The 24,593-nt window shown below is 71.8% G+C and carries 22 protein-coding genes, 2 pseudogenes and 1 riboswitch; of the genes and pseudogenes, 8 read left to right on the plus strand and 16 right to left on the minus strand.

Annotation, left to right across the window (positions count from 1 at the left end):
• Positions 1-168: 168 nt before the first annotated feature.
• Together ACGF2V_RS10995 and ACGF2V_RS11000 are read right to left on the minus strand one after the other, a co-directional pair.
• Positions 169-1,446: an MBL fold metallo-hydrolase gene (locus tag ACGF2V_RS10995; RefSeq protein WP_362625062.1), complete on the minus strand. Its 1,278-nt coding sequence runs from the start codon at positions 1,444-1,446 to the stop codon at positions 169-171.
• Positions 1,447-1,571: 125 nt separating this feature from the next.
• Positions 1,572-2,022, minus strand: a pseudogene (locus ACGF2V_RS11000) (TIGR03618 family F420-dependent PPOX class oxidoreductase).
• Positions 2,023-2,159: 137 nt separating this feature from the next.
• Between ACGF2V_RS11000 and ACGF2V_RS11005 the strand changes: the two are divergent.
• Entirely contained in the window at positions 2,160-2,750 is a 591-nt protein-coding gene (locus tag ACGF2V_RS11005; protein WP_362625147.1) for a TetR/AcrR family transcriptional regulator, read from the plus strand.
• A 183-nt stretch (positions 2,751-2,933) separates the two neighbouring features.
• Here the strand turns inward: ACGF2V_RS11005 and ACGF2V_RS11010 are convergent, their stop codons facing one another.
• A complete protein-coding gene (locus ACGF2V_RS11010) occupies positions 2,934-3,935 on the minus strand; it encodes a DUF6745 domain-containing protein (RefSeq protein WP_362625061.1) in 1,002 nt (333 codons plus the stop codon).
• Positions 3,936-4,180: 245 nt separating this feature from the next.
• Positions 4,181-4,507, minus strand: coding sequence for a hypothetical protein (locus tag ACGF2V_RS11015; RefSeq protein ID WP_362625060.1), 327 nt, complete (start codon positions 4,505-4,507; stop codon positions 4,181-4,183).
• Between the two features lie 422 nt (positions 4,508-4,929).
• On the opposite strand from ACGF2V_RS11015, the gene ACGF2V_RS11020 reads away from it, so the two are divergent.
• From ACGF2V_RS11020 to ACGF2V_RS11045, 6 genes are read left to right on the plus strand one after another with little or no spacing between them, the layout of a single operon-like run.
• The gene (locus ACGF2V_RS11020; protein WP_362710013.1) at positions 4,930-5,886 is read left to right on the plus strand and encodes an STM4015 family protein; all 957 of its coding nucleotides are present in this window, start codon (positions 4,930-4,932) and stop codon (positions 5,884-5,886) included.
• A gap of 6 nt (positions 5,887-5,892) precedes the next feature.
• Positions 5,893-6,858 carry an STM4015 family protein gene (locus ACGF2V_RS11025; protein WP_362710010.1) on the plus strand — a complete coding sequence of 322 codons (966 nt, stop codon included), beginning with the start codon at positions 5,893-5,895 and terminating at the stop codon, positions 6,856-6,858.
• Positions 6,839-7,999, plus strand: coding sequence for an STM4014 family protein (locus tag ACGF2V_RS11030; RefSeq protein ID WP_362710077.1), 1,161 nt, complete (start codon positions 6,839-6,841; stop codon positions 7,997-7,999). Before ACGF2V_RS11025 ends, ACGF2V_RS11030 begins: the two co-directional genes overlap by 20 nt.
• 37 nt (positions 8,000-8,036) lie before the next feature.
• Positions 8,037-8,852 carry an STM4013/SEN3800 family hydrolase gene (locus ACGF2V_RS11035; RefSeq protein WP_362710008.1) on the plus strand — a complete coding sequence of 272 codons (816 nt, stop codon included), beginning with the start codon at positions 8,037-8,039 and terminating at the stop codon, positions 8,850-8,852.
• Complete coding sequence (locus ACGF2V_RS11040) at positions 8,849-10,225, plus strand: STM4012 family radical SAM protein (protein WP_362710006.1); 1,377 nt, start codon at positions 8,849-8,851, stop codon at positions 10,223-10,225. Before ACGF2V_RS11035 ends, ACGF2V_RS11040 begins: the two co-directional genes overlap by 4 nt.
• Positions 10,226-10,233: 8 nt before the next feature.
• Positions 10,234-11,109 (plus strand): STM4011 family radical SAM protein, encoded by an 876-nt coding sequence (locus tag ACGF2V_RS11045; protein ID WP_362625050.1) that lies wholly within the window; start codon positions 10,234-10,236, stop codon positions 11,107-11,109.
• A gap of 193 nt (positions 11,110-11,302) precedes the next feature.
• Here the strand turns inward: ACGF2V_RS11045 and ACGF2V_RS11050 are convergent, their stop codons facing one another.
• The 3 genes and pseudogenes from ACGF2V_RS11050 to ACGF2V_RS11060 form a co-directional block, all read right to left on the minus strand.
• A complete protein-coding gene (locus ACGF2V_RS11050; protein ID WP_362710004.1) occupies positions 11,303-12,148 on the minus strand; it encodes an SGNH/GDSL hydrolase family protein in 846 nt (281 codons plus the stop codon).
• 212 nt (positions 12,149-12,360) lie between these two features.
• Positions 12,361-13,308 (minus strand): LysM peptidoglycan-binding domain-containing M23 family metallopeptidase, encoded by a 948-nt coding sequence (locus ACGF2V_RS11055; RefSeq protein WP_362625048.1) that lies wholly within the window; start codon positions 13,306-13,308, stop codon positions 12,361-12,363.
• Positions 13,309-13,315: 7 nt separating this feature from the next.
• A riboswitch (cyclic di-AMP (ydaO/yuaA leader) is annotated at positions 13,316-13,471 on the minus strand.
• Between the two features lie 235 nt (positions 13,472-13,706).
• Positions 13,707-14,543: pseudogene (locus ACGF2V_RS11060) on the minus strand (alpha-galactosidase); the annotation flags it as partial.
• Positions 14,544-14,727: 184 nt separating this feature from the next.
• Between ACGF2V_RS11060 and ACGF2V_RS11065 the strand changes: the two are divergent.
• Positions 14,728-15,540, plus strand: a complete 813-nt coding sequence (locus ACGF2V_RS11065; RefSeq protein WP_362625047.1) for a tyrosine-protein phosphatase — start codon at positions 14,728-14,730, stop codon at positions 15,538-15,540.
• Positions 15,541-15,566: 26 nt separating this feature from the next.
• On the opposite strand, the gene ACGF2V_RS11070 is transcribed toward ACGF2V_RS11065, so the two are convergent.
• The 9 genes from ACGF2V_RS11070 to hpnE form a co-directional block, all read right to left on the minus strand.
• Complete coding sequence (locus ACGF2V_RS11070) at positions 15,567-15,734, minus strand: DUF6126 family protein (RefSeq protein WP_362625045.1); 168 nt, start codon at positions 15,732-15,734, stop codon at positions 15,567-15,569.
• Between the two features lie 35 nt (positions 15,735-15,769).
• Positions 15,770-16,378 (minus strand): XRE family transcriptional regulator, encoded by a 609-nt coding sequence (locus ACGF2V_RS11075; RefSeq protein WP_362625044.1) that lies wholly within the window; start codon positions 16,376-16,378, stop codon positions 15,770-15,772.
• A gap of 107 nt (positions 16,379-16,485) precedes the next feature.
• Positions 16,486-17,883: an aspartate aminotransferase family protein gene (locus ACGF2V_RS11080; RefSeq protein WP_362625043.1), complete on the minus strand. Its 1,398-nt coding sequence runs from the start codon at positions 17,881-17,883 to the stop codon at positions 16,486-16,488.
• Entirely contained in the window at positions 17,880-18,149 is a 270-nt protein-coding gene (locus ACGF2V_RS11085) for a hypothetical protein (protein ID WP_392911608.1), read from the minus strand. Before ACGF2V_RS11085 ends, ACGF2V_RS11080 begins: the two co-directional genes overlap by 4 nt.
• A 107-nt stretch (positions 18,150-18,256) precedes the next feature.
• Positions 18,257-19,276, minus strand: a complete 1,020-nt coding sequence (gene hpnH, locus ACGF2V_RS11090) for an adenosyl-hopene transferase HpnH (protein ID WP_362625041.1) — start codon at positions 19,274-19,276, stop codon at positions 18,257-18,259.
• Between the two features lie 5 nt (positions 19,277-19,281).
• Positions 19,282-19,935, minus strand: a complete 654-nt coding sequence (locus ACGF2V_RS11095; RefSeq protein WP_362706305.1) for a 1-hydroxy-2-methyl-2-butenyl 4-diphosphate reductase — start codon at positions 19,933-19,935, stop codon at positions 19,282-19,284.
• Complete coding sequence (gene shc / locus ACGF2V_RS11100; RefSeq protein WP_362706307.1) at positions 19,935-21,935, minus strand: squalene--hopene cyclase; 2,001 nt, start codon at positions 21,933-21,935, stop codon at positions 19,935-19,937. The genes ACGF2V_RS11095 and shc overlap by 1 nt, the downstream gene beginning before the upstream one ends.
• Positions 21,936-22,042: 107 nt before the next feature.
• Positions 22,043-23,146: a polyprenyl synthetase family protein gene (locus ACGF2V_RS11105; protein ID WP_362622753.1), complete on the minus strand. Its 1,104-nt coding sequence runs from the start codon at positions 23,144-23,146 to the stop codon at positions 22,043-22,045.
• Positions 23,143-24,531 (minus strand): hydroxysqualene dehydroxylase HpnE, encoded by a 1,389-nt coding sequence (hpnE, locus tag ACGF2V_RS11110; protein WP_362706310.1) that lies wholly within the window; start codon positions 24,529-24,531, stop codon positions 23,143-23,145. The genes ACGF2V_RS11105 and hpnE overlap by 4 nt, the downstream gene beginning before the upstream one ends.
• Positions 24,532-24,593: the final 62 nt, after the last annotated feature.

Consider the following 24,593-nt stretch of genomic DNA (forward strand, 5'->3'; position numbering starts at 1 on the left):
ACTCGATCGGCCTCATGGGCCGCAGCGCCGCACGCCCCGCCCCGCGCATGGAAACGGCTCGGCCCGTCCGGTCGTACCGGACGGGCCGAGCCGTCTGCCGTCGCGCCGCCGCTCTCCGTTCTGTGTTCTGCGTGTGTTCTTGCGTCAGCGGAGGTGCCGCGGACGCCGTTACGGTGTCGGGGCCACCTCGGAGCGCCCGCTCCCGTCCTCCGTGCCCGCGTCCGCGGTTCCCATGCCCGCGGTCCCCGGGCCTGCCGGGGACATGACTCCCGTCGGACCCTCCGCGAGTTCGGTGATCCGTGTGGCGCCGACGGGCCGGCGCTCCAACGGCTGCGGAGCCACCGGACGCCACCACGGCTCGGTGGGAAGGCTCCGCGACGTGGGCTCGAACGGCTCGCCCGGTCGCGGCAGGGCGATCGCGGCGCCCGTGTCCTGCGCGGCGGCAATGGTTCCCTCACCCGGCTCGGCCCAGGGATGAGGGGCCAGATTGAAGGTGGCCCAGTGGATCGGGAGCATCGCGCCGAGCGGCTCGCCCCCCTGGAGATCCAGATGGGCCCGCATCCCCTCGGCCGGGGTCATGTGTATGTCGGCCCAGTACTCGGAGTAGGCACCGATCTGGATCATCGTCGCGTCGAACGGGCCGTGTTCGGCGCCGATGTCCTTGAAGCCGGGGAAATATCCGGTGTCGCCGCTGTGGTAGATCCGGTGCTCGGCCCCGGCGACGGACCAGGACGCCCAGAGCGTGTGCTGCTGGTTGCGCAGGCCGCGTCCGCAGAAGTGGCGTGCCGGAGTGGCGGTGAGGGCGATTCCGGCGATCCTCGTGGTCTCGTTCCAGTCCAGTTCGCGTATCCGGTCGTCGGGTACACCCCAACGGTCCAGGTGGGCGCCGACGCCGAGCGGCACCGCGAACACCGTGCCCGTGCCCGCGAGGGCCCTGATCGTGGGCAGGTCGAGGTGGTCGTAGTGGTCGTGCGAGATCACCACCGCGTCCACCGGGCCGAGAGCGGCGAGCGAAAGCGGCACCGGGTGCAGCCGCTTGGGGCCGACGAAGGCGAAGGGCGAGCAGCGCTCACCCCACACCGGATCGAACAGCACGCGGCTGCCGTCGATCTCCGCGAGCACGCTGGAATGGCCCATCCAGGTGAGCCGCAGCCCGGTGACGGGCGGCTCGGCCAGGTCCGCGTAGGTCGTGGCGTGGACGGGGACGGTGCCGGCCGGAGCCCTGCGCATCCGTCCCTCCTTTTGGAAGTAGACCTTCGCGAACTCCAGCGCGGATCCGGACGGCCTGGTCCGCGCGCCCACGGGGTTCTGGAAGGAACCGTCGACGAAGTGGGGCGAGCGTCGGATCCGCTCCATGCGTGCGCCCTCCGGCTCGGCGCCGAATGCGGCGGGACGCAACGAGCGCATCCGGGCACGGAGCGGAGGCAAGAGATCGGCGCCGGTCACATCATCTCCTGGGGGTCGGTGTCGTCTCAATTATCGGCGGGGCGCACGCCCGCGCGAGTGCAGAACATCTGACGGACCGCACGAGCCCGGCACGCCCGCCGGACCGACCGACGGCCTCGGTGCCGTCAGCCGCGCGGCTGCCCGTAGACATGTTCGACACGCAACCGCAGCACGAGGCGCCGGTTCCGGGCCATCGCGTCGCGGAACTCGTCCCAGTCGGGGTGCTCGCCCCGGACGTCGCGGTAGAGCGTGATCAGCTCCTGCACCGTGTCGTCGTACGGGTCGGCCGCCGTCGGCGTCAGCTCGGCCGTGCCGTCACGACCGTCCAGGCCCAGCGGTCCGCGCCCGTGACGTGATCGCTCGCCCGGGGGTCGCGGCGGAGGTTCCTCGTCTTCACCCGGTCCTCGGTGAGACCGAGACACGAATGACGCCTTCCTCGGCGTAGTAGTGGTGATTCACATGGGAGAGTTGCGGTCTGCCGCCCCGCCCCAGCGTCACGAGCACCCCGCCATCCACCTCGCCGAGCAGACCGAGCAGCGCTTCCCGCCGTGTGTTCCCTGCGTCGATTCCCGTCATGCAGGGTCCAACGACCGTCGCGGCCACGGGATTTTGCCCCGTCGCGCACCCGTGCCGCATACGGGCGGCCGCGCCCCTGGTCCTCCCGGGGCCCACGTATTGGTTAGGGTGACGCCGTGGCAAGAGTGCGACTGGGCGTGGCGGAACGACGCGAGGAACTCCTGCGCGCCACCGTCGAGCAGATCGAGGTGAGAGGTGTCGCTGCGGTCCGGATCGCCGATGTCGCCTCCGTGCTCGGGGTGAGCAACGCTCTCGTGCTCTACCACTTCTCGACCAAGGAGAAGCTCGTCGCGGCCGCCTTCGCGCATGCCGCGGAGGCCGATCTCGCCCATCTGCGCAAGCTGCTGAGCCGGCGCACCAGTGCGGTCCGCAGACTGCGCGCGGCCGTGCGCTGGTACGCGCCGACGGGCCGGGCCAAGGTGTGGCGGCTGTGGATCGAGGCGTGGGCCGCCTCGCTGCGCGACCCGGCCCTGCGCAACGTGGCCGGTGATCTCGACCAGCAGTGGAAGGCGGAACTGGCCGAGGTCATCGAAGAGGGCGCCGCCGCCGGTGAGTTCCACTGCGACGACCCGATGTCCGTGGCCTGGCGGCTCACCGCGCTGTTGGACGGCCTGACGGTGCAGATGACGTCGTACGCGGCGCCCCTCTCCCAAGCCACCATGCTGGACTGGACCGACGAGGTCCTCGCCCGTGAACTCGGCATCGGGCTTGCTGAACTGACGGCCTGACATTCCACGAGACCCGGCGCGTCCGCCCCCGTCAGCCGATGTGCACGGTCGGCGGGCGGGCCGCGCGACCACCTGCCGGTATCCATGACACCGCCTGCCGGGCGGGCACGTGGGCGCATTCGTGCTCCGGTCGCCGGGCCGATGGCACCGAACGGGTCGGCGCCGTCGGCCCGCCCACGGCGGTCAGGTCTGGCGCACCGGCGCGTACACGTCCGCCGAGAGCCCGAAGGTCCAGGCCACCCCGTCCTTCGCAGTCCGCGTACCGGGCGGCACCCGGAGCCAGTACGTGCGGTGCGTACCGTCCGGCTCCGGCGTGGAGTTGACCACCTCGACCATCACGACGTCCTCGTCGCCGTCCAGCGCGATCCGCCACAGCACCCCCGTCTCGTCGCGGTGGACGGGCTCGGCGCCCGACTCGGTGAGGTAGCGGTCGTAGCCGTAGAACTCCAGCATCACACGGCGCAGTTCCGCGTTCTCCTCCTCACGTATCCGCCGGGGCGTCAGAGCGTTCAGCTCCGCGAGGAACTCCGCGGGCACGGGCATGCCCCGCCAGGCGTGGAGCGCGAAACCGTCCGAGTAGGCGAGCGCCGGGCCGTCCCCTCGGTCGAGGCGGCCCGCCTCGTCCCGGTGAAGTGCCTCCGGGCGCTCGCTGATCACCGCCACGCGCTCGTAGGGCCACCACCAGCCCGCGTTCCTGGCCACCTCGGCCAGGCCGTCCAGGCGGTCGCCCCGGCCGTCGAACGCGGCGAGCCAGGCCGCGTCGTGCTGCCCGAGGACCGCGTCGAGCAGCACCAGGCGGACGGCGGACTCCTCCTCGGGACTCCGCGCGAGGTCCGCGACGATGCCGACCCGGATCCGCTCGGCGAGCGCCGCCGTCGTCTCCCAGAGCTGTGCCCCCGTGGCCGACCACAGGGCGGACCAGCCGGCCGGGCCGAGTTCGTCGTACATCCGGCGCCGTTCCTGGGCCCAGGGCCTGGTCCGCACCTCGTCGCGCACCGAGCGCCCTGCGTCGACGAGCTTCTCGACGGCCTCCACGGCGGCTCTGGGCGAGTCGACCCAGACGATCCGCTCCGGCTCCGGGAGCCCCGCACGGCGGTAGGCGAGCCGCACCCCGTCCTCGGCCGCGGCCCGGTCCGCCGCGCCCGTCGCCGCCGCCACGGCCCGCCAAGAGTCCACGTACTGCATCCGTCTTCCCCGTCCCCTGGGTATGTGTGTTCGATGTCTGGTGTTCGGTGTTCGGTGTTCGGTATGGGATGTGCGGTGTCGGGTGGGGTGGTCCGCACGCCGTGTCGCGCGCGTCGCGTCCCCTGGCCCGCGTGCCCCGCACACCGCGTCCTGCACGCCAAGTCCTGCATGCCGCGGTGATCCGATGCGGGCCGGATCACCGTTCACCGGCGTGGCTTCCGGCCGCCGCCCGTCGGGCCGGCCGGTCAGTCCGCGACGATGCGGACCGCGCCCGGCGCGTACTCCCGCTGACGCACCACGCGATACCAGCCCCTCGGCAGCGGTATCGCCGCGTGTTCCTCGTGCACCACCCGGCCGCCCTCGGGAAGGTGCAGCAGCATCGGGCCGAACGCTCCCGCTTCGCGCATCAGCCGACCCGGTCCCTGGACCGCGTGGGCGTGGCCGGTCACCTCGCCCAGCGCGAGGACCATCCGTCCCCGGCGGTCCCTCGGCTCGCCCGGGGCCTCCACGAGATGGGCGGGCACCGCCGACTCCGCCAACGACATGATCAGTACATCGCCCTGTCGGTACACAGACCTCTCCCCTCGACGGCCGCACCCGTTGTGCCGGCCACGGGGAAAACGCTAAGGGGAGGGTCTGACATCGATGCTCGTAGCGGGTTCCGGTGGTCGTGGCTCAGGGTCTGAACCGACGTCCTGCCGGGCTGTCCTGCGACTGTTCCGTCCGGCCGCCGGACCCTCAGCGGGCTGTGAACCGGAGGGTTCGGAGCGAAGAGCCCGCGGCGTCCGGTGCGGTGCCCCGCCTTGCGACGCACCGTACCGGACGCCGGGCCGGTGAGTCCCGCGCAGCGGATTGGACGAGCCACCGGTAGCCCCGAGCGGCCCGCCGAGCACCACCGGACACGTGCCGGACGGTCCCCGGTCACGGCGTTGTCAGTGGGGCTTGATAAACCTTGCGGACATCAGCCGTTCCCCAGTACCAGGAGCTCAGGGCCATGTCCGGTGTGGACCACCTGCACGAGTTGCTCGGCCTGCCCGCCGTCGACTTCCAGCACGCGACGGGCGAAGCACCCGCCCAGGCCGCCGACGCGGCGGCCTGGCGCATCTCGGTCGACCCGTACGACGACGACGGCGAGAAGACCTGGGAGGAGGCGTTTTTGACGTTCCTCGACACCGTCGACCCGGCGGGGGTCCGTGCGCTGATCATCGGTCAGTGGGGCGAGTGCTACGAGGAGACCTCCTCCTACCCGATCGGCCTGGTGACCGCCGCCGCCGACCGGCTGACCTCGCTCCAGGCCGTCTTCGTCGGCGACATGACCTCGGAGGAGAACGAGATCTCCTGGATCGAGCAGTCCGATGTCACGGCGCTGCTCGACGCCTTCCCCGGTCTGCTGGAGCTCGGGGTGCGCGGCGGCTCACACCTGGTGTTCTCCCCCTGCAAGCACGAGCGGTTGCGGGCGTTGACCATCGAGACCGGAGGCATGCCGGTCGGTGCGCTCCGCGGCGTTCTGGAGAGCGAACTGCCCGCGCTGGAGCGGCTCGATCTCTGGCTCGGCGTCTCCGCCTACGGAGGCGACGCCGATGTGGCGGACCTCGCCCCGCTGCTCTCCGGTTCCCGCTTCCCGAAGCTCACGCATCTCGGTCTGCGCAACAGCGAGGTGCAAAGCGAGATCGCGACGGCCGTCGCGGCCGCCCCGGTCGTCGCCCAGCTCCGGGTCCTCGACCTGTCGAACGGCACGCTGGGCGACGAGGGCGCGGCCGCGCTGCTGGGCGGCCAGCCGCTCACCCATCTCGAATGCCTCGATCTGCACCACCACTTCATGACCGAGCCGATGGAACGCCGGATCGTCCAGGCCCTGGAGCCCCACGGCGTACGGGTCGACGTGTCGGAACGCGAGGAGCCGTGGGGCGACCGCGGTGTCGAGGGCCGCTACACCGCGGTGTCGGAGTGACGTGCGATGACGGACATCGAACACCCCGAGACGTTCCACGGCCTTCCGGTTCTCACCCTTCCCGGGCCCGGCGCGCAGGGCAGTGATCCTCTCCCCGCGGCCGACTCCGTCGCGTGGCGGCTGGAGAGCGCCTGGCATCTGACGTTCGCCGAGCTGTGGCGGTACTTCGTCGGCGCGGTCGACACGACGAAGGTCCGGGCCCTGCTGATCGGCCCGTGGGGGCGGGAGGACTACGGATCCTTCGCTCCGGTCGTCGAGGCACTGGCCGCGCACGCGGACCGCTTTCCGGCCCTGAAGGCGCTCTTCCTCGCCGATGTCGTCAGCGAGGAGTGCGAGCTGTCCTGGCTGGAGATGGCCGACATCACTCCGGTCCTGGAGGCGTTCGGCTCGCTGGAGGAGCTGACGGTGCGCGGATGCGGCGACGCGTTCGACGACGGGACGAAGCTCGGCCTGCGCCCGGTGCGGCACACGTCGCTCAAGAGGCTGCGGTTCGAGTCGGGCGGGCTGCCGTCCGAGGTCGTGCGCGCGGTGGGCGCGTCCGAGCTGCCCGCGCTCGAGCATCTGGAGCTCTGGCTCGGCGTGCCCGAGTTCGGTGGGGACGCGGGAGTCGAGGACCTGGCGCCCCTGTTGTCCGGGGCGTCGTTCCCGGCCCTGCGCCATCTCGGGCTGCAGAACAGCGAGATCCAGGACGAGATCGCGGCCGCGGTGGCATCGGCCCCGGTCGTCGCCCAGCTCGAATCGCTCTGCCTGGCGATGGGGACCCTGGGCGACGAGGGTGTCGAGGCGCTGCTCTCGGGCCAGCCGCTCACCCATCTGACCTCACTGGATCTGCACCACCACTTCGCCGGTGAGGCGCTGGTGGACCGTCTCAGGAACCTGCTCGGTCCCGACCGGGTGAACTGCGAGGTGGGCGAGGTCGCGTACTGGGATCCGGACGATGACGAGTTCCGCTATGTCGCCGTCAGCGAATAGCCGGGGGCCGGGGGACCCGGCGCCGTGTCTCGCCGTCGTGGGGGTGCCCGGCAACCGCCGGGTGGCGCTCTTCCAGGACGCCGTGCGCGCCGCCGGGCTGCAGCCCGCACGGGTCGTTCCCTGGATGGACGTGCTGCGCGGCGAGGCCGTGTTCCGTCCGGGCGAGACCGTACGCATGGACTCGCCCGGGGAGGACGCCGAGGTGGAGCGGCTGCTCCGGGCGGTCGACGATCCGACCAGGGTCGAAGGCACCGCCCTGTGGTACGCCCGGTTCACGGCCGCCGTGCGGTCGGTGGCGCGGGCCGCTGCCGAATCCGGTGCCGTGCTGCTCGACGCCCCCGGTGACATCGCGGTGCTGTTCGACAAGCGTCTGTGCCACGCCGTACTGGACGGTGCCGGCATCCCGGTGCCCGCCTCGCCGACGTCGGGCGCCGCGGCCCCCGCGGTGCGCGACTGGGCGGATGTGCGCGAGCGGATGGCGGCCCACGGCATGCGCAGGGCCTTCGTGAAGCTCGCGCACGGTTCGTCCGCCTCGGGGGTGCTGGCCCTGGAGACGGCCGGGCCCGGCCGGGTGCGGGCCACCACATCGGTGGAGCGCGACGCGGCCGGCCGGCTCTTCAATTCGCTGCGGGTTCGCCGCCTCACGACGGAGCGGGAGGTCGGGGCGATCGTCGACGCGCTCGCTCCGGACGGGCTGCACGTGGAACGCTGGCTGCCCAAGGCGACCCGGCGCGGCAGGGCGGCGGACCTGCGGGTCGTGGTGGTGGCGGGCCGCGCCACCCACGCCGTCGTGCGGACCAGCCGCTCCCCCATGACCAATCTCCACCTCGGGGGCGCGCGGGGGGATCTCGACGAGTTCCGCGCGGCCGTCACGGCCGCGGGCGGCGACTGGGCCGAGGCCCTGGCCGTGTGCGAACGGGCCGCCGCGTGCTTCCCGGACACACTGTGTGTCGGCGTCGATCTGCTGCCCTCGTCCGACCTGCGGCGCTTCGCGGTCTGCGAGGTCAACGCCTTCGGCGACCTGCTGCCGCGGCTGACCGGGCTCCCCGGCAGCGGTGCCGAGGGCCTGGACACCTACGCGGCGCAGGTCGCCGCCGTACTGAACCGAGCAAGGAACCACCGTGCAACCCCCACTCACTGACACCGCGCCCGCCGCCTCGGCCTGCGAGAATCCGGACATGAGCGGAGTCGTGGGAAGCCACGACCTGCTGTTCGTCACCCTCGACACGCTGCGCCACGACGTGGCGCAGGAGCTCGCCGCCGCGGGACGCATCCCCCATCTGGCGCGCCATCTGCCGGGCGGCATGTGGGAGACGCGGCACGCGCCCGGCAGTTTCACGTACGCCTCGCACCAGGCGATGTTCGCGGGTTTCCTGCCGACACCGGTCGGCCCGGGGCCCCATCCCCGGCTGTTCGCGGCACGGTTCGCGGGCAGCGAGTCCACGGCGTCGGGCACCTTCGTCTTCGACACGCCCGACCTGCCCTCCGGCCTCGCCTCGGTGGGCTACCGCACGGTGTGCATCGGCGGCGTCGGGTTCTTCAACAAGCAGGGGGCGCTGGGCTCCGTGCTGCCCGGCCTGTTCCAGGAGAGCCACTGGGAGCCGGAGTTCGGGGTCGCGTCGCCCACGTCCTTCGAGGCGCAGGTGGCCCAGGCGGAGCAGGTGATCGCCTCTCTCGCCCCAAAACAGCGGCTGTTCCTCTTCGTCAACGTGTCGGCGCTGCACCAGCCCAACTGGTTCCATCTGCCGGGGGCCACCCGCGAGGCGGGCGACTCCCGCGCCACCCACGCCGCCGCGCTCGAGTACGTCGACGCCCACATCGGACGGCTCTTCGCCGCCGCGAGCAGCCGTCGCCGCTGCTTCGCCATCGTCTGCTCCGACCACGGCACGGCGTACGGGGACGACGGCTACACCGGTCACCGGATCGGCCACGAGTCCGTGTGGACGGTCCCGTACGCGCACTTCTTCCTGGAACCGGGGGCCATCGCGTCATGAGCCGCACCACGACCGTCGCACCGGCCGTCCGACCGTACCGGAGCTACGTCTACGCCTATCCGCACAAGACGGCCTACCGGCCCCTGCCGGGCCGGCCGGCGCTGCGGGAGCTGTGGGCCTCGGAGCGCAAGGACGCGCTCTCGCTCTACCTCCACGTACCCTTTTGCGAGGTCCGTTGCGGCTTCTGCAACCTGTTCACCCGGATCGGAGCTCCCGACGAGCTGACGACCCGCTACCTCGACGCGCTGGACCGGCAGGCGGTCGCGGTCCGTGACGCGCTGGGCGACGCGGAGCCGGTGCGGTTCGCCGCGGCAGCGTTCGGCGGGGGTACGCCCACGTTCCTGACGGCGGCCGAGCTGGAGCGGCTGTGCGACATCGCGGAGAAGCGGATGGGCGCCGATCTGCGGTCCGTTCCGCTGTCCGTCGAGACGTCGCCGTCGACCGCGACCGCCGACCGGCTGGCCGTCCTCGCGCAGCGGGGCGCGACGAGGATCAGCATCGGGGTGCAGAGCTTCGTCGAGGACGAGGCCCGCGCCGCCGTCAGGCCGCAGCGCCGCGCCGATGTGGAGGGCGCGCTGGACCGGATACGCGACGCGGGTGTCCCGGTCCTGAACATCGACCTGATCTACGGCATCGAAGGGCAGACCGAGGACAGCTGGCACACCTCGCTGGACGCCGCGCTGCGATGGCGGCCGGAGGAGCTGTACTTGTACCCGCTGTACGTCCGCCCGCTGACCGGTCTCGGCCGACTGGGCTCGGAGGCGCGGGCGGACGAGCGGGACGCGGCGGACGCCGCCTGGGACGAGCAGCGGCTGCGGCTGTACCGCGCGGGCCGGGACCATCTGCTCGCCCGCGGCTACGAGCAGGTGTCGATGCGGATGTTCCGCCGCGCCGACGCCCCGCGTACGGACGGCTCCGACGACTACGCCTGTCAGACGGACGGCATGATCGGTCTGGGGTGCGGGGCCCGTTCGTACACGTCGCGGCTGCACTACTCCTTCGACTACGCGGTGGAGATGCGCGAGGTGCGGGCGATCATCGACGGGTACACCGCCACCGAGGACTTCTCGCGCGCCGAGGTCGGACGGTACGTCGACGGCGACGAGGCGCGCCGGCGCCATCTGCTGCAGTCGGTGCTCCAGGCCCAGGGGATGCCGATGGCCGACTACCTCGAGCGGTTCGGCTGCCTGCCCGCCGACGACTTCCCCGCCGAGCTGGCCCGGTTCGAGGAGCGCGGCTGGCTCGACACGGCGGCCGGGGCGTCCGGTCTGCTGCGGCTCTCCCCCGAGGGCCTGGCCCATTCCGACGCGCTGGGCCCCGAGCTCTTCTCCCCCGGTGTACGGGCCGCGATGGCCGCGTACGAGCTGAAGTGAGCACGCCCATGGACCTGACCATCCTCTATCGCGGCCCGCTCGCGTCCTGCGACTACGACTGCCCGTACTGCCCGTTCGCCAAGCGACGCGACAGCCCGGAGCAGCTGCGCGCGGACCGCGCGGCGCTGGAGCGGTTCACGGCCTGGGCCGCGGAGCGGACGAGCGACCGGCTCTCGGTCCTGTTCACGCCATGGGGCGAGGGCCTGGTCCGGTCCTGGTACCGGCGGGCGCTGGTCGGTCTCGCGCGCTCGCCGCACATCGGCCGGGTCGCGATCCAGACCAATCTCAGCGGCCGCACCGGGTGGCTGGCCGAGGCGGGTGAGGCCGGGCGGGAGAAGATCGCGCTCTGGTGCACGTACCACCCCGGTCAGACGCCGTACGAGCGGTTCCTGGGCAAGTGCCGGGAGCTGTCCGCGCTCGGCATCCGCCACAGCGTCGGTGTGGTCGGCCTCGACGAGCACCTGGACGAGGCGCGTCGGCTGCGGGCCGCGCTGCCGGACGAGGTGTACCTGTGGGTGAACGCGGCGGAGGGGCACACCTATACGGACGAGGAGGCGGACCGCTGGACGGCGATCGACCCGCTCTTCCCGTACAGCAGACACCCGCACCGGTCGGCCGGGCTGCCGTGCCGGACGGGCGAGTCGGTGATCTCCGTGGACGGCGACGGCACGGTGCGGCGCTGTCATTTCGTCCGGGCGGAGCTGGGCAACCTCTACGACGGGAGCTACCGGGAGGCGCTGCGTCCGCGTGCCTGTCCGCTGGCCGTGTGCGACTGCCACATCGGCTACGTGCACTTGGAGACGCTGCCGCTCTACGACGTGTTCGCGGGCGGGGTGCTGGAACGGATACCCGCGGGCCCGCCGTCGCTCGCCGGACGGCCGTGAGAGCGGGCCGCCCGGAATCCGCGCGGCCCTGAGCGCGGCCGGCCCCGCACCGGTGTGCCCTCGTTCGCGAGGTGGCCCTGGGCCGGGGCCACCCCGCGAGCGGTATGGGGCGTCACGGATGGGGGGACGTCCACCGGATCCCGTCGGCGAGGTCCGGACCGCCCTTCCGGCGGGTGACGCCTCGAGACGCTCCTCAGAGCGGCAGGAGGTCCGGCCGCTTCGCCTCGACGTGGTCGCCCGAGGACTCACCGCGCAGCCGTCGGCCGATCCATGGCACCAGGTGCTCGCGCGCCCAGTGGATGTCGTCGCGGCGGACTTCGAGCGTGCCGCGCTGGGCCTGCGGGGGCCACGGCTGGTCGGGGTCGGCGGGCACCTCGATCCCGAGGACCTGGGCGGCGCGCAGCGCGACCCTGGTGTGCCCCTCGGGTGACAGGTGGAGCCGGTCGTCGTCCCAGGCCCGCCGGTCCTGGACGGACCGCAGCGACCACAGGTCGAGGACGGGGCAGCCGTAGCGGTCGGCGATGGCCCGTACGTGGGCGGTGTACGTGGCGATCTTGCCGCGCAGATGGCGAAGCACGGGAACGCCCCGGGTGTCGAAGCCGGTGGTGACCATGACGATGCCGACGGACGCGGTCAGTTCGGCGACCGCGCGCTCGAAGCGTTCCGCCACGTCGTCGGGGTCGGTGCCGGGCCTGATGATGTCGTTGCCGCCCGCACAGAAGCTCACCAGGTCGGGTGCCAGCTCTTTGGCGCGCGGTACCTGTTCCTCGACGATCTGGTCGAGGAGGCGTCCGCGTACGGCGAGATTGGCGTAACGGAAGTCCGCATGCGCGGGACCTTCGGCGCTCGTCCTCTCGGCGGGGTCCGGGAGCTGGTCCGCGAGAAGCACGGCGAACCGGTCCGCCCAGCCGACGGGGGTTCCGTCCGGTCCGGGGTCGCCGACCCCTTCCGTGAAACTGTCGCCGATCGCCGCGTACGACCCGATGACGCCCTTTCGGTCGATGACGCCACGCTGGTTTTTTCTCGAATCGTCTGCCACGAACGCTCATCCTGCACTGACGAATGTGACCTACGCGACCGTAATAAAGGGTTGACGGGTGGTGAGATAGGCCACCTGGCCAGGTTCGCCGTCGGGGGAACACGCGGCACGGAGGGGCGCGTGCGCTGTCGCGCGCCCCTCCGTGCCGACCGGGCCGGGCCCGGCCGCTCCGGTCGCCGGACCGTTCGGCCCGGGTGTGTGGAGTGCGTGGCTCAGACGTGGATGCCGTGGGCCGCGAGGTAGGCGATCGGGTCGATGTCGGAGCCGTACGCCGGGCCGGTGCGGACCTCGAAGTGCAGGTGCGGTCCGGTGGAGTTCCCGGTGGAACCGGAGAGACCGATCTGCTGACCCGGGCTCACGGACTGACCCGCCGAGACGGAGATCGAGGACAGGTGCCCGTACTGCGAGTAGCGGCCGTCGGCATGCTTGATGACGACCTGGTTGCCGTAGGCGCCGCCCCAGCCGGCGGTGACGACGGTGCCGGAGGTGATGGCCTTCACGCTGGTTCCGGTGAAGACGGGGAAGTCGATTCCGGAGTGGCTGCCGCTGGACCAGTTGGATCCCGAGGCCCGGTAGGCGGTGGTGTGGTTGCCGGGAACCGGGGGCACGTAACCGGAGCCGGTGCTCCGGACCGCCTGGGCGGAGGTCTTCGCCTTCTCGGCCGCCCGGGGCTGGGCGGGGACGGACGCGGCCGGGGCGGACTTCTCGGTGACCGCCGACGGCACCGCGGGCACCTTCGACGGGAGGACGGAGCCCATGCCTCCGCCGGTGGGCGCGACGTGGCCCGACGCCTTGGCGCCGAGCGTCAGCTCGGTGCCCGGACGGATCAGGTCCGGGTCGGCACCGATGACCTCACGGTTGTCCTGGTAGAGCTTCTGCCAGCCGCCCTCGACATCGTGCTCGGCGGCGATCTTCGACAGGTAGTCGCCGGGAGCGACGGAGTACGTCGTGTCGGCGGCCGGTTCCTGGGCGACCCGCTGGGCCGGGGCGGTGTGCGCGGCGGCGGAGGCCGGCTTCGTGGCGGCGGCCTGCGGCGCGGCATGGGCGCCGGTGGCGCCGAGCAGCGGCAGGGCGATGACGGCGCCGCCGGTGCTCACGGCGGCGACACCGCGGGCGATCGCACTGGACTTGATACGACGGTGCTTACCCGAGATGGGCATGATGCGTTCTTCCTCTCCGGCGCCTGCGAGGTGAGCTGTCGGGTTCGGGCTGGAGATGCCCGGCCGCGGCGAGCGCGACTTCACCCCGAGCCGACCGGTCTTTCGCCGGCCGGCGGACCACTTGGTTCCCCCGCTCCTGCCACGCGTCGAGTGAGTGCGTTATCCGGTCGGCGGCAGGATTGGGCGGTCCGTCCGGATTGACGGTGACCGTAGGCGAGCCGCGGACCGAGAACAAGCCGTCGATTCCCGAGAGGATTCCGCGCCGAGAATTCGAGGCGGAATTCCGGTCACCCTCCGTGGATCCCAGATCTTGAATTCCCGCGCCGCGTACGGAATATCCGATCGGCCTGTCGGTACGCACGGTCACGGATATGATTCCGCTCACGAGCGCGAATCCCTCACAGAATCGATTTGGTCATACGCCAACAGATATGCTCAATACGGACATTCGATCGACGTCGCGCGTGCCGGAGCCTCAGCACCCGCGCGTCGAGGTCCCCCGCAGCCCCGTGAGCAGCCCCTGGTGCAGCAGTACCGACCCGCGGTGCACCGCCCCGCAGAGATCCGTCCAGCTCCACGCCTCGGGCGACTCGCTCCACTCGGCGAGGTCCCCGCCCACGCCCAGCGCCCCGGCCATCGCACTCACGAAGCGGAGTCCCAACGAGCCGACCCGACCGCTGAACTGGACGTTTGGGCTGTCCGTGCCGCACGCGGACTTCAGCCGGGCCGGATGGATCTGGCTGAACCCCTCCTGGATGGCGAGGCGGCCGAGCGGGTCGGTGTCGTCCCGGTTCCACACCCGGTTGGTACGGGAAGGGATACCCAGGTCGATCCGGCCGCCGCCGCCCGAGCAGGATGCGAGGCCACCGAGGGGCAAGCCGCCCGCAGTCGGTCGATCAGCGCGTACAGACCCTCGACATCCTCGGGCCAGAGATTTTGCGGATATTCCTCGCCCGGCCATCCCGCATTGGTGAACCGCGGTTGCAGTCCCATTTCGCATAGTCGATGGGCCTACCGGAGAGCAACGCGTCCAGTTGCTCCCGGAGATACTCCCGCACATCGCTCCGGGCGAGATCGAGTACCCGTTGATGGCGGAACTCCGTCCGCGTCGGCCCGGGGAAATGCTGCCCGGTCGGGGGTGCACGATAAAGATCACTGTCCGCATTGACCATTTCCGGTTCGATCCAGATACCGAACTGCATGCCGCGCGTGTGGACTTCGTCGGCCAGGGGCTTCGGGGGCCGAGCGATGGTGTCGTGACGATCGCGCAGGCCGAATTCGCCTCGGAGGCACGGAGATTGGCGCGGGCATCGACAGAGCGGAGGGCGAGATGATTGCCTGAGGAACCGATGTCGTATCGTCGCGGGAGTGGCCTTGTCGGCGACTCGCACCGACGGCCGGACACCCCCAGGAGTCACTGTGACGCAGCAGCTGCCGCAGATCCCGTCGACGGAACCCGAGCTGGCGGGCGTCCGCAACTTCCGCGACGTGGGCGGGCTGCCCACCGAGGACGGTCGGCGGGTGCGGCACGGGCGGCTCTTTCGCAGCGGGCATCTCGCGCACGCCACCGCCGAGGACGCCGCCTTCCTGACCGGTCTGGGGCTGCACACCGTCTTCGACTTCCGCAATGCCGCGGACCGCCGGCTCGACGGGCTCGACGTGGAACTGCCGGGTGTGCGAAATCTCAGCATCCCGCTCTCCGACCCGGCGGACGGTGCCGAGTTCTGGCGCATGGTCCGCGACGGCGACCTGGACCAGCTGCGCTCGCTGCTCGCCGACGGGAAGGCGGCGGACCGGATGATCGCCTCGTACCGTGCGATCATCCTGGAACGCACCGCCGAGCACAGCCGGGTGCTGCACGCCCTGGCCGAGGACAGCGTTCCGGCGCTGATGCACTGTGCGGCGGGCAAGGACCGGGCCGGTCTGTCGATCGCGGTGTCGCTGCTCGCGGTCGGTGTCGAGCGCGACGCCATCGAGGCCGACTACCTGAAGTCCAACGAGGCGCACCGCCGTTACCGGATCCGCCGCAGCGACACCTCGGCGGACGGCTTGTCGGCCGAGGTGCTGGAACTGCTCAATCCGCTCTTCGGCGCGCACCGCGACTACCTCGTCGCGGCGTTCACCACCATCGAGGAGACCTGGGGCGGCACGGAGCGTTACCTGGAGGAGGGCCTGGGGCTGTCCGCCGAGACCCGTGAGCGGCTGCGCGACCGGCTCCTCGAATCGGTCTGACGCCAGCCGCCCGTCGGTCGCGGTGGTCAGCCTTTGCCGGCCACCGCGAAGAGGATGTACAGGAAGGCCGCGAAGACGTGCCCGGCGATGAGATAGGCGAACAGCCGGATCACGACGCCGCGCGGGAATTTGCGTTCCTGCGCCTCGTACTTCTTGGCCGACCCCAGTGGGTCGAAGTTCTCTGAATCGGACATGGCGGTCCTCTCTGGTGACCGGCCGGGGGCCGGTCTCAGCGGCGGTGGATACCGTCGCCGAGACACAGCTCGGCGGCGGGGCTCTGCAACAGGGTGTGGACGAAGAGGAGCTCGGCTCCGTCACGGTCGACGGCCGTGACGCGGTGCGGGGTGAGCGAATCGTAGTGCGCGCTGTCACCGGGGGCGAGGTCGTGCACGGTGTCCCCGAGCGTGACCCGCAGATGGCCCGCGAGCACGTACAGCCACTCCTCGCCGGGATGCACCCGCACCAGGTCGCCCTGCGCGCCGTGCAGGACCCGGACCCGGAGCGCCTGCATCGCCCGGCCGGGACTGCCCGCCCGCTGGTACTGCCAGCCGCCGGCCTCGGCACCCTCGAACGCCCCGCCGCGGATGATCGCCTCCCGTTCGGGGGGCCTCTCGCCGAGCAACTCGGAAACCGTCGTACCGTAGATCCTGGCAAGACCGAGCAGCATCGGCAGCGACGGCTGTCGACGGCCCGTCTCGAGCCGGGAGAGGTGGGCGGGCGAGAGCCCGGCCCGCTGGGCGGCGGCCTCCAGGGTGAGACCACGGCCACGGCGCAGATCGCGCAGGCGAGGCGCGACCTCGGGCAGCTCGTCGGCCGCCGCTCCGTCCGGAGTGTTCATGTACCCATTGGGCCAAAATCTTTCCTCTCGGGCAAATTTCTTACCTGAGAGGCAAAAGGTGGCCATGGCCGCACCGACCCCTGTCCGGACGGGGGCCGTGGCCGGGGTCAGCGGTGGGCGACGGCCTGTTTCACCAGGGTCCTGCCGAAGTCCCACATCAGTCCGCCGCCGCTGTGTGCCTCGTCCATGACGGCGGTGAACGCCGTGACGAACCGGTCGACCTCCGGCTCCCCGATCACCAGTGGCGGAATCAGCTTGATCACTTCCATGTGGTCACCCGAGACCTGGGTGAGGATGCGGTGCTTGCGGAGCAGCGGCACCACGACCATCTGCGCGAAGAGGCCCTTGCGGGCCGTCTGCAGCATCGTCCACCGGCCGCGCAGCTTCAGTGACGAGGGCCGACCGAACTCGATGCCGATCATCAGCCCGCGCCCGCGCACCTCGCGCAGCAACTCGTACCGGTCGATCAGCGCGGCCAGCCGTTCGCGCAGCAGATCGCCGGTGCGGCGCGCGCCGGCGACGACGTCCTCGTCATCCATCACCGCGAGGACCGCGAGCCCGGCGGCCATCGCCTGGGCGTTGGAGCCGAAGCTCGCGGAGTGCACCAGGACCCGGTCCATCGAGGAGTAGACCTTCCTGAAGATCCAGTCCTTGCCGAGCGTCGCCCCGACCGGCACATAGCCCCCGGAGAGGGCCTTGGCGACGCAGACCAGATCGGGTTCGACGCCCTCCTCGTGCTGGTACGCGTAGAAGTCCCCGGTCCTGCCGAGCCCCGTCTGCACCTCGTCGGCGATGAGCAGCGCCCCGTGCCGGTGCAGCAGCTCCTGCGCGGCCCGCAGGTAGCCGGGCGGCGCCGCGTGGACGCCCTTGCCCTGGATCGGTTCGACCACCAGCGCCGCGACGTCCCCGCGCCTCAGTTCGCGCCTCAGGGCGTCGAGGTCGCCGAGCGGGACGGCGGTGTCCGGCAGCAGCGGCGCGAAGCCGTCCCGGAAGCCGCTCTCGCCGTTGACGGACAGCGAGCCGGTCGTCAGCCCGTGGAAGGCGTGCGCGCAATAGAGGACCCTGGGCCTGCCGGTGGCGTACCGGGCGAACTTCAGGGCGGTCTCCACGGCCTCCGTACCGCTGTTGCCGAAGAAGACCCGATCCAGGTGCGGGCTGTGCGCCAGCAGCCTCTCGGCCAGCAGTCCGGGCAGCGGCTGGCAGTCGAAGCGGGTGAGGTCGGCGAGCGAGGCGTCGAGGACGTCGTGCAGCGCCTTGCGCACGACCGGGTGGTGCCGGCCGAGGCCCATCACCCCGAAGCCGGCGAGCATGTCGAGGTAGTCGTTGCCGTCCGCGTCCCAGAAGTACGCGCCCTCGGCCCGTTCGTAGACCTGGTCGAAGCCGAGGGTGCGCAGCATGCGGGGCAGCTGGTGGTTGAGGTGCTTCGTGTGCAGTTCGTAGCGTTCGGGGCCGCGCTCGGCGAGGAGCCGTGCCAGGTCGAAGCCCTTGGGTTCGTCGTCCTTCATTCCGTGCCCTCCTGGTCCGTCCGGCCGCCTCCCCGGTGGCCGTTGCGGCGCTGATCCCTCCGGCGTTCTCGACCGGTGCGCCCGACATCGGCCGGCACCTCGGTGCGTGTGCCGTGGGCGAGGAACCGCTCGGGGACGCCGAACGTCCGCGGCGGTACGTCGCCCCCGGCGTCCCTCAGCACCTGACCGACCGCCCCGGGCGACCGCCGTTCCCCGTCCGTCCCCCGTCCGCGTCCGGCCGTGCGCGCCGCGGTCGTCGACCGCACGGGCACCTCCCCGCCCGCGACGCGCCGCCCGGGGCGGCGCGTCGCGGGCGGCGGGGCCTGCGGTACGGGGAGACCCTCGCGTGCCCGGCTCCGCGGCGGACGCGACGTCACCGGCTCCCGGCGAGCGTCTCGCGCGCGGCGCGCAGGGACTCCTTCAGCGATCCCATGGTGGCGAGGACGGCGGTCGGCTCGTAGCCGCAGTGCGCCATGCAGTTGGCACAGCGCGGGTCCTTGCCGCGGCCGTACTTGTCCCAGTCGGTCTTCTCGATGAGTTCGCGGTACGTGGGGACGTATCCGTCGCTCATCAGGTAGCAGGGCCGCTGCCAGCCGAACAGCGAGTAGTTCGGGATCGCCCACGCGGTGCACGGGAAGTCCGCCCTGCCCTCCAGGAAGTCCAGGAAGAGCGGTGAGTGGTTGAGCCGCCAGCGCGAGCGGTTGCCGCCCGCGAAGGACCTCTTGAACAGTTCGCGGGTCTGCTCGACCCCGAGGAAGTGTTCCTGATCGGGCGCCTTCTCGTAGGCGTAGGCGGGCGAGATCATCATCTCGTCGACCTTCAGGTCGTCGTTGAGGTAGTTGAGGACCTCGATGACGGTCTGGGGGGTGTCGGTGTTGAAGAAGGTGGAGTTGGTGGTGACCCGGAAGCCGCGCCGCTTGGCCTCCTTGATCGCCGCCACCGCCTCGTCGAAGACGCCTTCCTTGGCCACCGATTCGTCATGGCGCTCGCGCAGTCCGTCGATGTGTACGGCGAAGGCGAAGAACGGGGAGGGCGAGAACTTGTCGATCTTCTTGCGCAACAGCATGGCGTTGGTGCAGAGGAACACGTACTTCTTGCGTGCCACCAACTGCCGGACGATCTCGTCGATCTGCGGGTGCATCAGCGGTTCGCCGCCCGCGATGGAGACCATCGGAGCACCTGATTCGAGGACGGCGCCCACGGCCTGGGCGACCGGCATGCGCTGCTTGAGCACTCCGGCCGGATGCTGGATCTTCCCACAGCCCTCGCACGCGAGGTTGCAGGCGAACAGGGGCTCCAGTTCCACGATGAGCGGGAACTTGTCCCGCCGGCGGAGCTTCTGTTCCATGAGGTACGTCGCAACCTTGATGGACTGACGGAGCGGCATGGCCATCTGGCTCACCTCCTGGGGAGCGGCAAAGATCGGTGCCATTCATAAAAAGCAGGCAGGACGGCACAGAGGACGCGGAAAGCCGATATTCCACCGCGTATCGTGCCGATACGGATGAGCTCGTGCTCCGGGGCGTCGACGACCACCCGTACGGCCGCAACGGGCCGCGGCCCGGACCGCAACGCGGCGCGGAGGGTGGCGGCGGACTCCATGTCCACCGCGATCGCTCCGGTGGCCCGCAGTTCGGCCCGCTCGTGTCCGCGTACGACATGGGCGGAGCCGGTCAGCGGGCCGGTGTGGACGGTGTGCCCGGGCACCGCCCGGGCGAGAGCCTCGGCGAGCAGCCGCGTGCCGGTGCAGGCGGTCGGGCCGCCGGTGCCCCGGGTCTCGTCGGCGACCACCAGGTCCCCGGGGTGCATGCCGGGTGAAAGACCGGCGCAGAAACCGGCGGCGAGGACGGCCGTGCCGGGCGCCCGGCCCCCGCCGAGCGCCCTGGTCACGGCCGCGTCGGCGGCCCTGGGCCCCATGCCCGTACAAAGGACGGACACCGGCCCCGGTGCCCCGCGGGCCCTGCCCCTGCGCAGCGCGAGCCGCTCGATGCCGAGCGCGCAGGCGATCAGCAGCGGCGCCGCGGGACCGGCCGGCCGGGGGCCATCGCCCATCAGGCCCCCTTGCGGCCGGCCGCGCGGTCGGCGAACGGTTCGCCGTGCACGTACCGCCCGAGCGCGGTCAGCGGGAAGACCTGGCGGTAGAGGTGGTAGTTGATGGAGAAGTCCCAGGGGAATCCGGTGCCGGTGAAGTACGGCTCGTCCCAGGAGCCGTCGGCCCGTTGCGTCCCGGTCAGCCAGGAGATCCCGCGCCGTACGGGCTCGGTGTCCCGCCGTCCCGCGGCGAGCAGGGCGAGCAGGGCCCACGCGGTCTGGGAGGCGGTGGAGGCGCCGTGGCCGATCCACTTCTCCTCGCGGTAGGAGCGCAGGTCCTCGCCCCAGCCGCCGTCGTCGTTCTGAACGGACTCCAGCCAGGCGACGGCCCGGCGGATCGCCGGGTGCGCGGCGGGCAGTCCGGCGGCCACCAGCGCGGGCACCACCGCCCCCGTGCCGTACACATGGTTGACGCCCCAACGGCCGAACCAGCCGCCGCTCGCCTCCTGTCGGGCGAGCAGCCACTGGATGCCGCGTCGTGCGGCGGGCAGGCCGGCCTGGCCCTCGACGGCGAGCATCTCCACCACGTGTCCGGTGACGTCGGCGGACGGCGGGTCGATGACCTCGCCGAAGTCGCAGAAGGGCAGCCGGTTGGGGAACGGGCTGGTGTTGTCCGCGTCGAACGCGCCCCACGCCCCGTCGCGGGACTGCATGCCGAGGTTCCAGCGCACTCCGCGCGCGATGGCGTCCTCGACGCGCGAGGGGTCGGGGTGGCGGACCCGGCGCAGTGCCAGGACCACCTCGGCGGTGTCGTCGATGTCCGGGTAGTTGTCGTTGTGGAACTCGAACGCCCAGCCCCCCGGCGCGAGCCGGGGACGGCGTACGGCCCAGTCGCCGGGCCGGTCGATCTGTTCGCCGAGCATCCAGTCCGCGGCCTTCACGAGCGCCGGGTGATCGGGGCGGACCCCGGCGTCGGCGAGCGCGATGGTCGCGAGGCAGGTGTCCCAGACCGGGGACTGACACGCCTCGATCATCCGCGCGCCGTCCTCGCGCCGGACGGCGAACCGGTCGAGGGAGTCCAGGCCGGCCCGCATCACGGGGTGGTCGAGGTCGTAACCGAGCAGGTGCAGGGCGATGACGGAATAGACGGCGGGCGGCTGGATGCCGCCCCAGCAGCCGTCGTTCTCCTGGCGCTCGACGATCCAGCGCGCCGCGTTGTTCATGGCGGCCCGGCGCAGCTTGCGCGGTGCGATGCGGTGGTACAGGCGCAACGCCTTGTCGAGGCGCTGGAAGACGCCGTCCCAGCTGGCGACGGGAGCGACGCGCCGGGGCGGGTTCGGGTCGTTCGGGTCGGTGTGGAGTTCGTCGAGGGGGAAGGGCGCGGGGCGCACCGGCCGCTTGGCCGAGACGATGGTGAGCGGCACGATGGTCTGCCGGGCCCAGCAGCCGAATTCGTAGATGTTGAGCGGAACCCACGTGGGGAAGAACATCAGCTCGGGCGGGAGCTGCGGGAGGTCCTCCCACTTCCACCAGCCGAAGAGGGCGAGCCAGATGCGGGTGAAGACGCGGCTCTCGGCAATGCCGCCCCGTTCCCTGATCCAGCGTGCGGCGCGGGCCATGTGCGGTGCGTCGGGGGCGTCCCCGGCCAGCCGCAGGGCCACGTACGCCTCGATGGTGGCGGAGAGGTCTCCGGGTCCGCCGTGGAAGGTGGCCCACGTGCCGTCGCCGAGCTGTTCGCCGCGGATGAAGAGCGCGGCTGCACGGACGACTTCCGGGTCCTGGATGCCGAGGAATTGACGGAGCAGCAGGTCCTCGGCGTCCATGGTGACGTTGGTGGCGAGGTCGCCCTTCCACCAGCCCTGCTCGTCCTGTCTGCCGAGGAGGTGCTCCACCGAGCGTTCCACGGCGTACCGCGCGGCTTCGAGCACCTCGTGCGCGGCGCTGGTCGTGTCGGTCGGATGGGTGGCCGTGGCCGCGCCGGGGGTCACGGCCCCGGCGCTTCCGTCGGTCGTCGCTGTCATGGCTTCCCCTTCGTGCAGTGTTGTCCTCTGCTGTGCTGGGGGCTCCGTCGGCCGGTGCCCGTGGGGGCACCGGCCGGCGACTGCGAGTCATATGGACCAGATGGTGATCATCTCTTTCGTACGACGACGAAGTCCGCGAGCGCCGTGAGCTGCGCCCGCACGGTTTCCGGCATGTCGACGCGGTGCAGTGCCTCGATGGCGACCGCATGCTGGCGACGCGCCTCCTGGGCGGTCCATTCGCGGCCGCCCGCCTCCTCGATGAGTGCCGCGCGGGCGGCGAACTCCTCTTCGGAGAAGCTGTCGAAATCGGCGCTCTTGGCGTCGGCGGCGAGCAGTTCGCCCAGCCGCTGGGAGGCCGGTCCGCCCGCGGCGAGCGCGGCGACGACCGGGAGCGACTTCTTGCGCTGACGCAGGTCGCTCCAGGTCTGCTTGCCGGTGGAGTCGGGGTCGCCCCAGATGCCGAGCACGTCGTCGACGGCCTGGAAGGCGAGGCCGAGGTGGTAGCCGTACGCCTCCAGGGTGTCGGCGGTGCGGTCGTCGGCGCCTCCGAGGACCGCACCGATGGAGCAGGCGCAGGCGAGCAGTGCGCCGGTCTTGTTGCCCTCCATCTCCAGGCACTCCTCCACGGTGACCCGTTCGCGGTGCTCGTAGGAGATGTCCTGGGCCTGACCGTCGATGAGCTTGCGGGTGGCGGCGGTCAGCCGGCGGGTCGCGCGGCCCGCCTCGGAGGTGCCGAGTTCCAGCAGGACCTCGTTGGCGAGCGCGAACAGCGCGTCGCCGACCAGGATCGCCTGGGCGGGACCGTGGACCTTCCAGACCGTGTCACGGTGGCGACGCTGCTCGTCGCCGTCCATCAGGTCGTCGTGCAGCAGCGAGAAGTTGTGCACGAGTTCGACGGCCACGGCTCCGGGGACGCCCGCCTCGGGTGCGGCGCCCGCCGCCTCCGAGGACAGCAGGGCGAGCGCCGGCCGGACGGCCTTGCCGCCGTCGCCGTCGGAGGGCTCTCCCTGGGCGTCGATCCAGCCGAAGTGGTAGGCGGCGACGGTGTCCATGGGCGGTGCGAGCCGGTTCACAGCGGCCCGGAGCACCGGCGTGGAAAGGGCCCGCCCACGCTCCAGAAGCGCGGTGACGTCCGTGGTGTCGGCCACGGTGTCGAAAGCCGGATTCGCCGGGGTCACTGACTCTCCTCTTGTTCCGGTGGTACTGCTCATGCCGCCTCCTGCAGCGGATGTTCATGGGAGCGGCCCAGTGCCCTCAGCGCGACGTCCGCGGCGCTGAACCCGCTGCGGACGGCGCCCTCCATCGTCGCGGGCCAGCCGGTCGCCGTCCACGCGCCCGCCAGGCCGAGGCCGGGGGCTCGGGTGCGGGATCCGGGCCGCAGTCGGCCGACGCCGGGGGCGGGGGCGAAGGTCGCCGCGCGCTCCCGGGTGACGAAGAAGTCCCTGATCCCGGCCGTGCGGGCGGCCGGGAGGAGACGCTCCAGCTCGGGCAGGTAGCGCCCTCGCAGCTCGGCGACGGGGAGGTCGATCTCCTCGTCCGCCGCGGACTGGGACACCGCGAGGTACTGTCCGGGTCCGGTGAGCCCGGATGCCTCCGTACGGTCGAAGACCCACTGCACCGGGGAGCCGAGCGCGGTGAAGAACGGGCGGCGCAGCACCGTGCGGTCGTAGACGACGTGCACGTTCAGGATCGGCGAGGTGCCGATGTCGAGCAGCCGGTCCGGTGCGTCGATCGCTCCGGCGGGCAGCAGGGCGTGGGTCTCGCGCTGCGGGACGGCGAGGACGACGGCGTCCGCGTCGATCCGTTCGCCGTCCGTGCCGACACTCCAGCCGCCCTGCTCCGTACGGGTGAGGGAGGTCGCCTTGGTGCGCAGTTCGACGCGGACGCCGACGGCGTCGAGTGCCGCCCGGGCCAGTGTGTCGTGGATCTCGCCGAGGGGTACGCCCGCCCAGCCGATGTCGGCGGCGCCGGGCTCGGACAGGAGGCCGGTCTTGAAGACCTTCGCGGCCAGGGCCAGGGAGGCGTTCGGGGCGGTGGCGTTGAGCGTGGCGACGCCGACCAGGTCCCACAGCGCCTCGACGGTGCGCGGCGACTGGCCGTGCCGGGCGAGCCAGGCGCCGAAGTCGACGGTGTCGAGGGCGGGGTCCTCCGGGTCCAGGCGGCCCAGCGCGAGCGCGGCGCGTCCGACGCTCGCGCGTTCGACGAGCGAGAGGTGCGGATAGCCGACGAGTCCGGCCGCGAGGTGGAACGGCACCGGCAGGTCGTTGCGGCGCAGCCGTCCCAGCCGGGGCCCCGAAGGCCGGCCGACGTCGAGGACAGGTACGTCCAAACGGTTCTGCAGAGGCGCGAGGCTCGCCGCGCCGACGCGGTCGAGCAACCACCGGTAGGCGGTGCAACAGCGCAGGTAGACATGCTGTCCGTTGTCGACCGTCAGTTCGCCGCGCCGGAAGGAGAAGGCGAGTCCGCCGAGCCGGGGCCGCCCTTCGAGCAGGGTCACCTCGAGCCCGGCATCGGCCAGTCGCAGAGCGGCGGTGGTGCCGGCGATTCCGCCGCCGATCACCACCGCGCGGGAGGAACGCGGGGCGCCGTCCGTCATGCGTCCTCCTTTCGTCGGGTCGCTTCAGTCAGGGACGCTTCGGTACGGCCGAGGGTTGAGCA

Origin of the sequence: Streptomyces sp. NPDC047982 (assembly GCF_043204165.1) — a bacterium.
Lineage (GTDB): Bacteria > Actinomycetota > Actinomycetes > Streptomycetales > Streptomycetaceae > Streptomyces.

What these genes read in the sequence shown, in the direction of transcription:
- ACGF2V_RS11010 (WP_362625061.1), bottom strand. Translation starts at nt 3,935, where the DNA reads ATGCAGTACGTGGACTCTTGGCGGGCCGTGGCGGCGGCGACGGGCGCG.
- ACGF2V_RS11020 (WP_362710013.1), top strand. Translation starts at nt 4,930, where the DNA reads ATGTCCGGTGTGGACCACCTGCACGAGTTGCTCGGCCTGCCCGCCGTC.
- ACGF2V_RS11025 (WP_362710010.1), top strand. Translation starts at nt 5,893, where the DNA reads ATGACGGACATCGAACACCCCGAGACGTTCCACGGCCTTCCGGTTCTC.
- ACGF2V_RS11030 (WP_362710077.1), top strand. Translation starts at nt 6,839, where the DNA reads ATGTCGCCGTCAGCGAATAGCCGGGGGCCGGGGGACCCGGCGCCGTGT.
- ACGF2V_RS11035 (WP_362710008.1), top strand. Translation starts at nt 8,037, where the DNA reads ATGAGCGGAGTCGTGGGAAGCCACGACCTGCTGTTCGTCACCCTCGAC.
- ACGF2V_RS11040 (WP_362710006.1), top strand. Translation starts at nt 8,849, where the DNA reads ATGAGCCGCACCACGACCGTCGCACCGGCCGTCCGACCGTACCGGAGC.
- ACGF2V_RS11045 (WP_362625050.1), top strand. Translation starts at nt 10,234, where the DNA reads ATGGACCTGACCATCCTCTATCGCGGCCCGCTCGCGTCCTGCGACTAC.
- ACGF2V_RS11055 (WP_362625048.1), bottom strand. Translation starts at nt 13,308, where the DNA reads ATGCCCATCTCGGGTAAGCACCGTCGTATCAAGTCCAGTGCGATCGCC.
- ACGF2V_RS11070 (WP_362625045.1), bottom strand. Translation starts at nt 15,734, where the DNA reads ATGTCCGATTCAGAGAACTTCGACCCACTGGGGTCGGCCAAGAAGTAC.
- ACGF2V_RS11075 (WP_362625044.1), bottom strand. Translation starts at nt 16,378, where the DNA reads ATGAACACTCCGGACGGAGCGGCGGCCGACGAGCTGCCCGAGGTCGCG.
- ACGF2V_RS11080 (WP_362625043.1), bottom strand. Translation starts at nt 17,883, where the DNA reads ATGAAGGACGACGAACCCAAGGGCTTCGACCTGGCACGGCTCCTCGCC.
- hpnH (WP_362625041.1), bottom strand. Translation starts at nt 19,276, where the DNA reads ATGGCCATGCCGCTCCGTCAGTCCATCAAGGTTGCGACGTACCTCATG.
- ACGF2V_RS11095 (WP_362706305.1), bottom strand. Translation starts at nt 19,935, where the DNA reads ATGGGCGATGGCCCCCGGCCGGCCGGTCCCGCGGCGCCGCTGCTGATC.
- shc (WP_362706307.1), bottom strand. Translation starts at nt 21,935, where the DNA reads ATGACAGCGACGACCGACGGAAGCGCCGGGGCCGTGACCCCCGGCGCG.
- ACGF2V_RS11105 (WP_362622753.1), bottom strand. Translation starts at nt 23,146, where the DNA reads ATGAGCAGTACCACCGGAACAAGAGGAGAGTCAGTGACCCCGGCGAAT.
- hpnE (WP_362706310.1), bottom strand. Translation starts at nt 24,531, where the DNA reads ATGACGGACGGCGCCCCGCGTTCCTCCCGCGCGGTGGTGATCGGCGGC.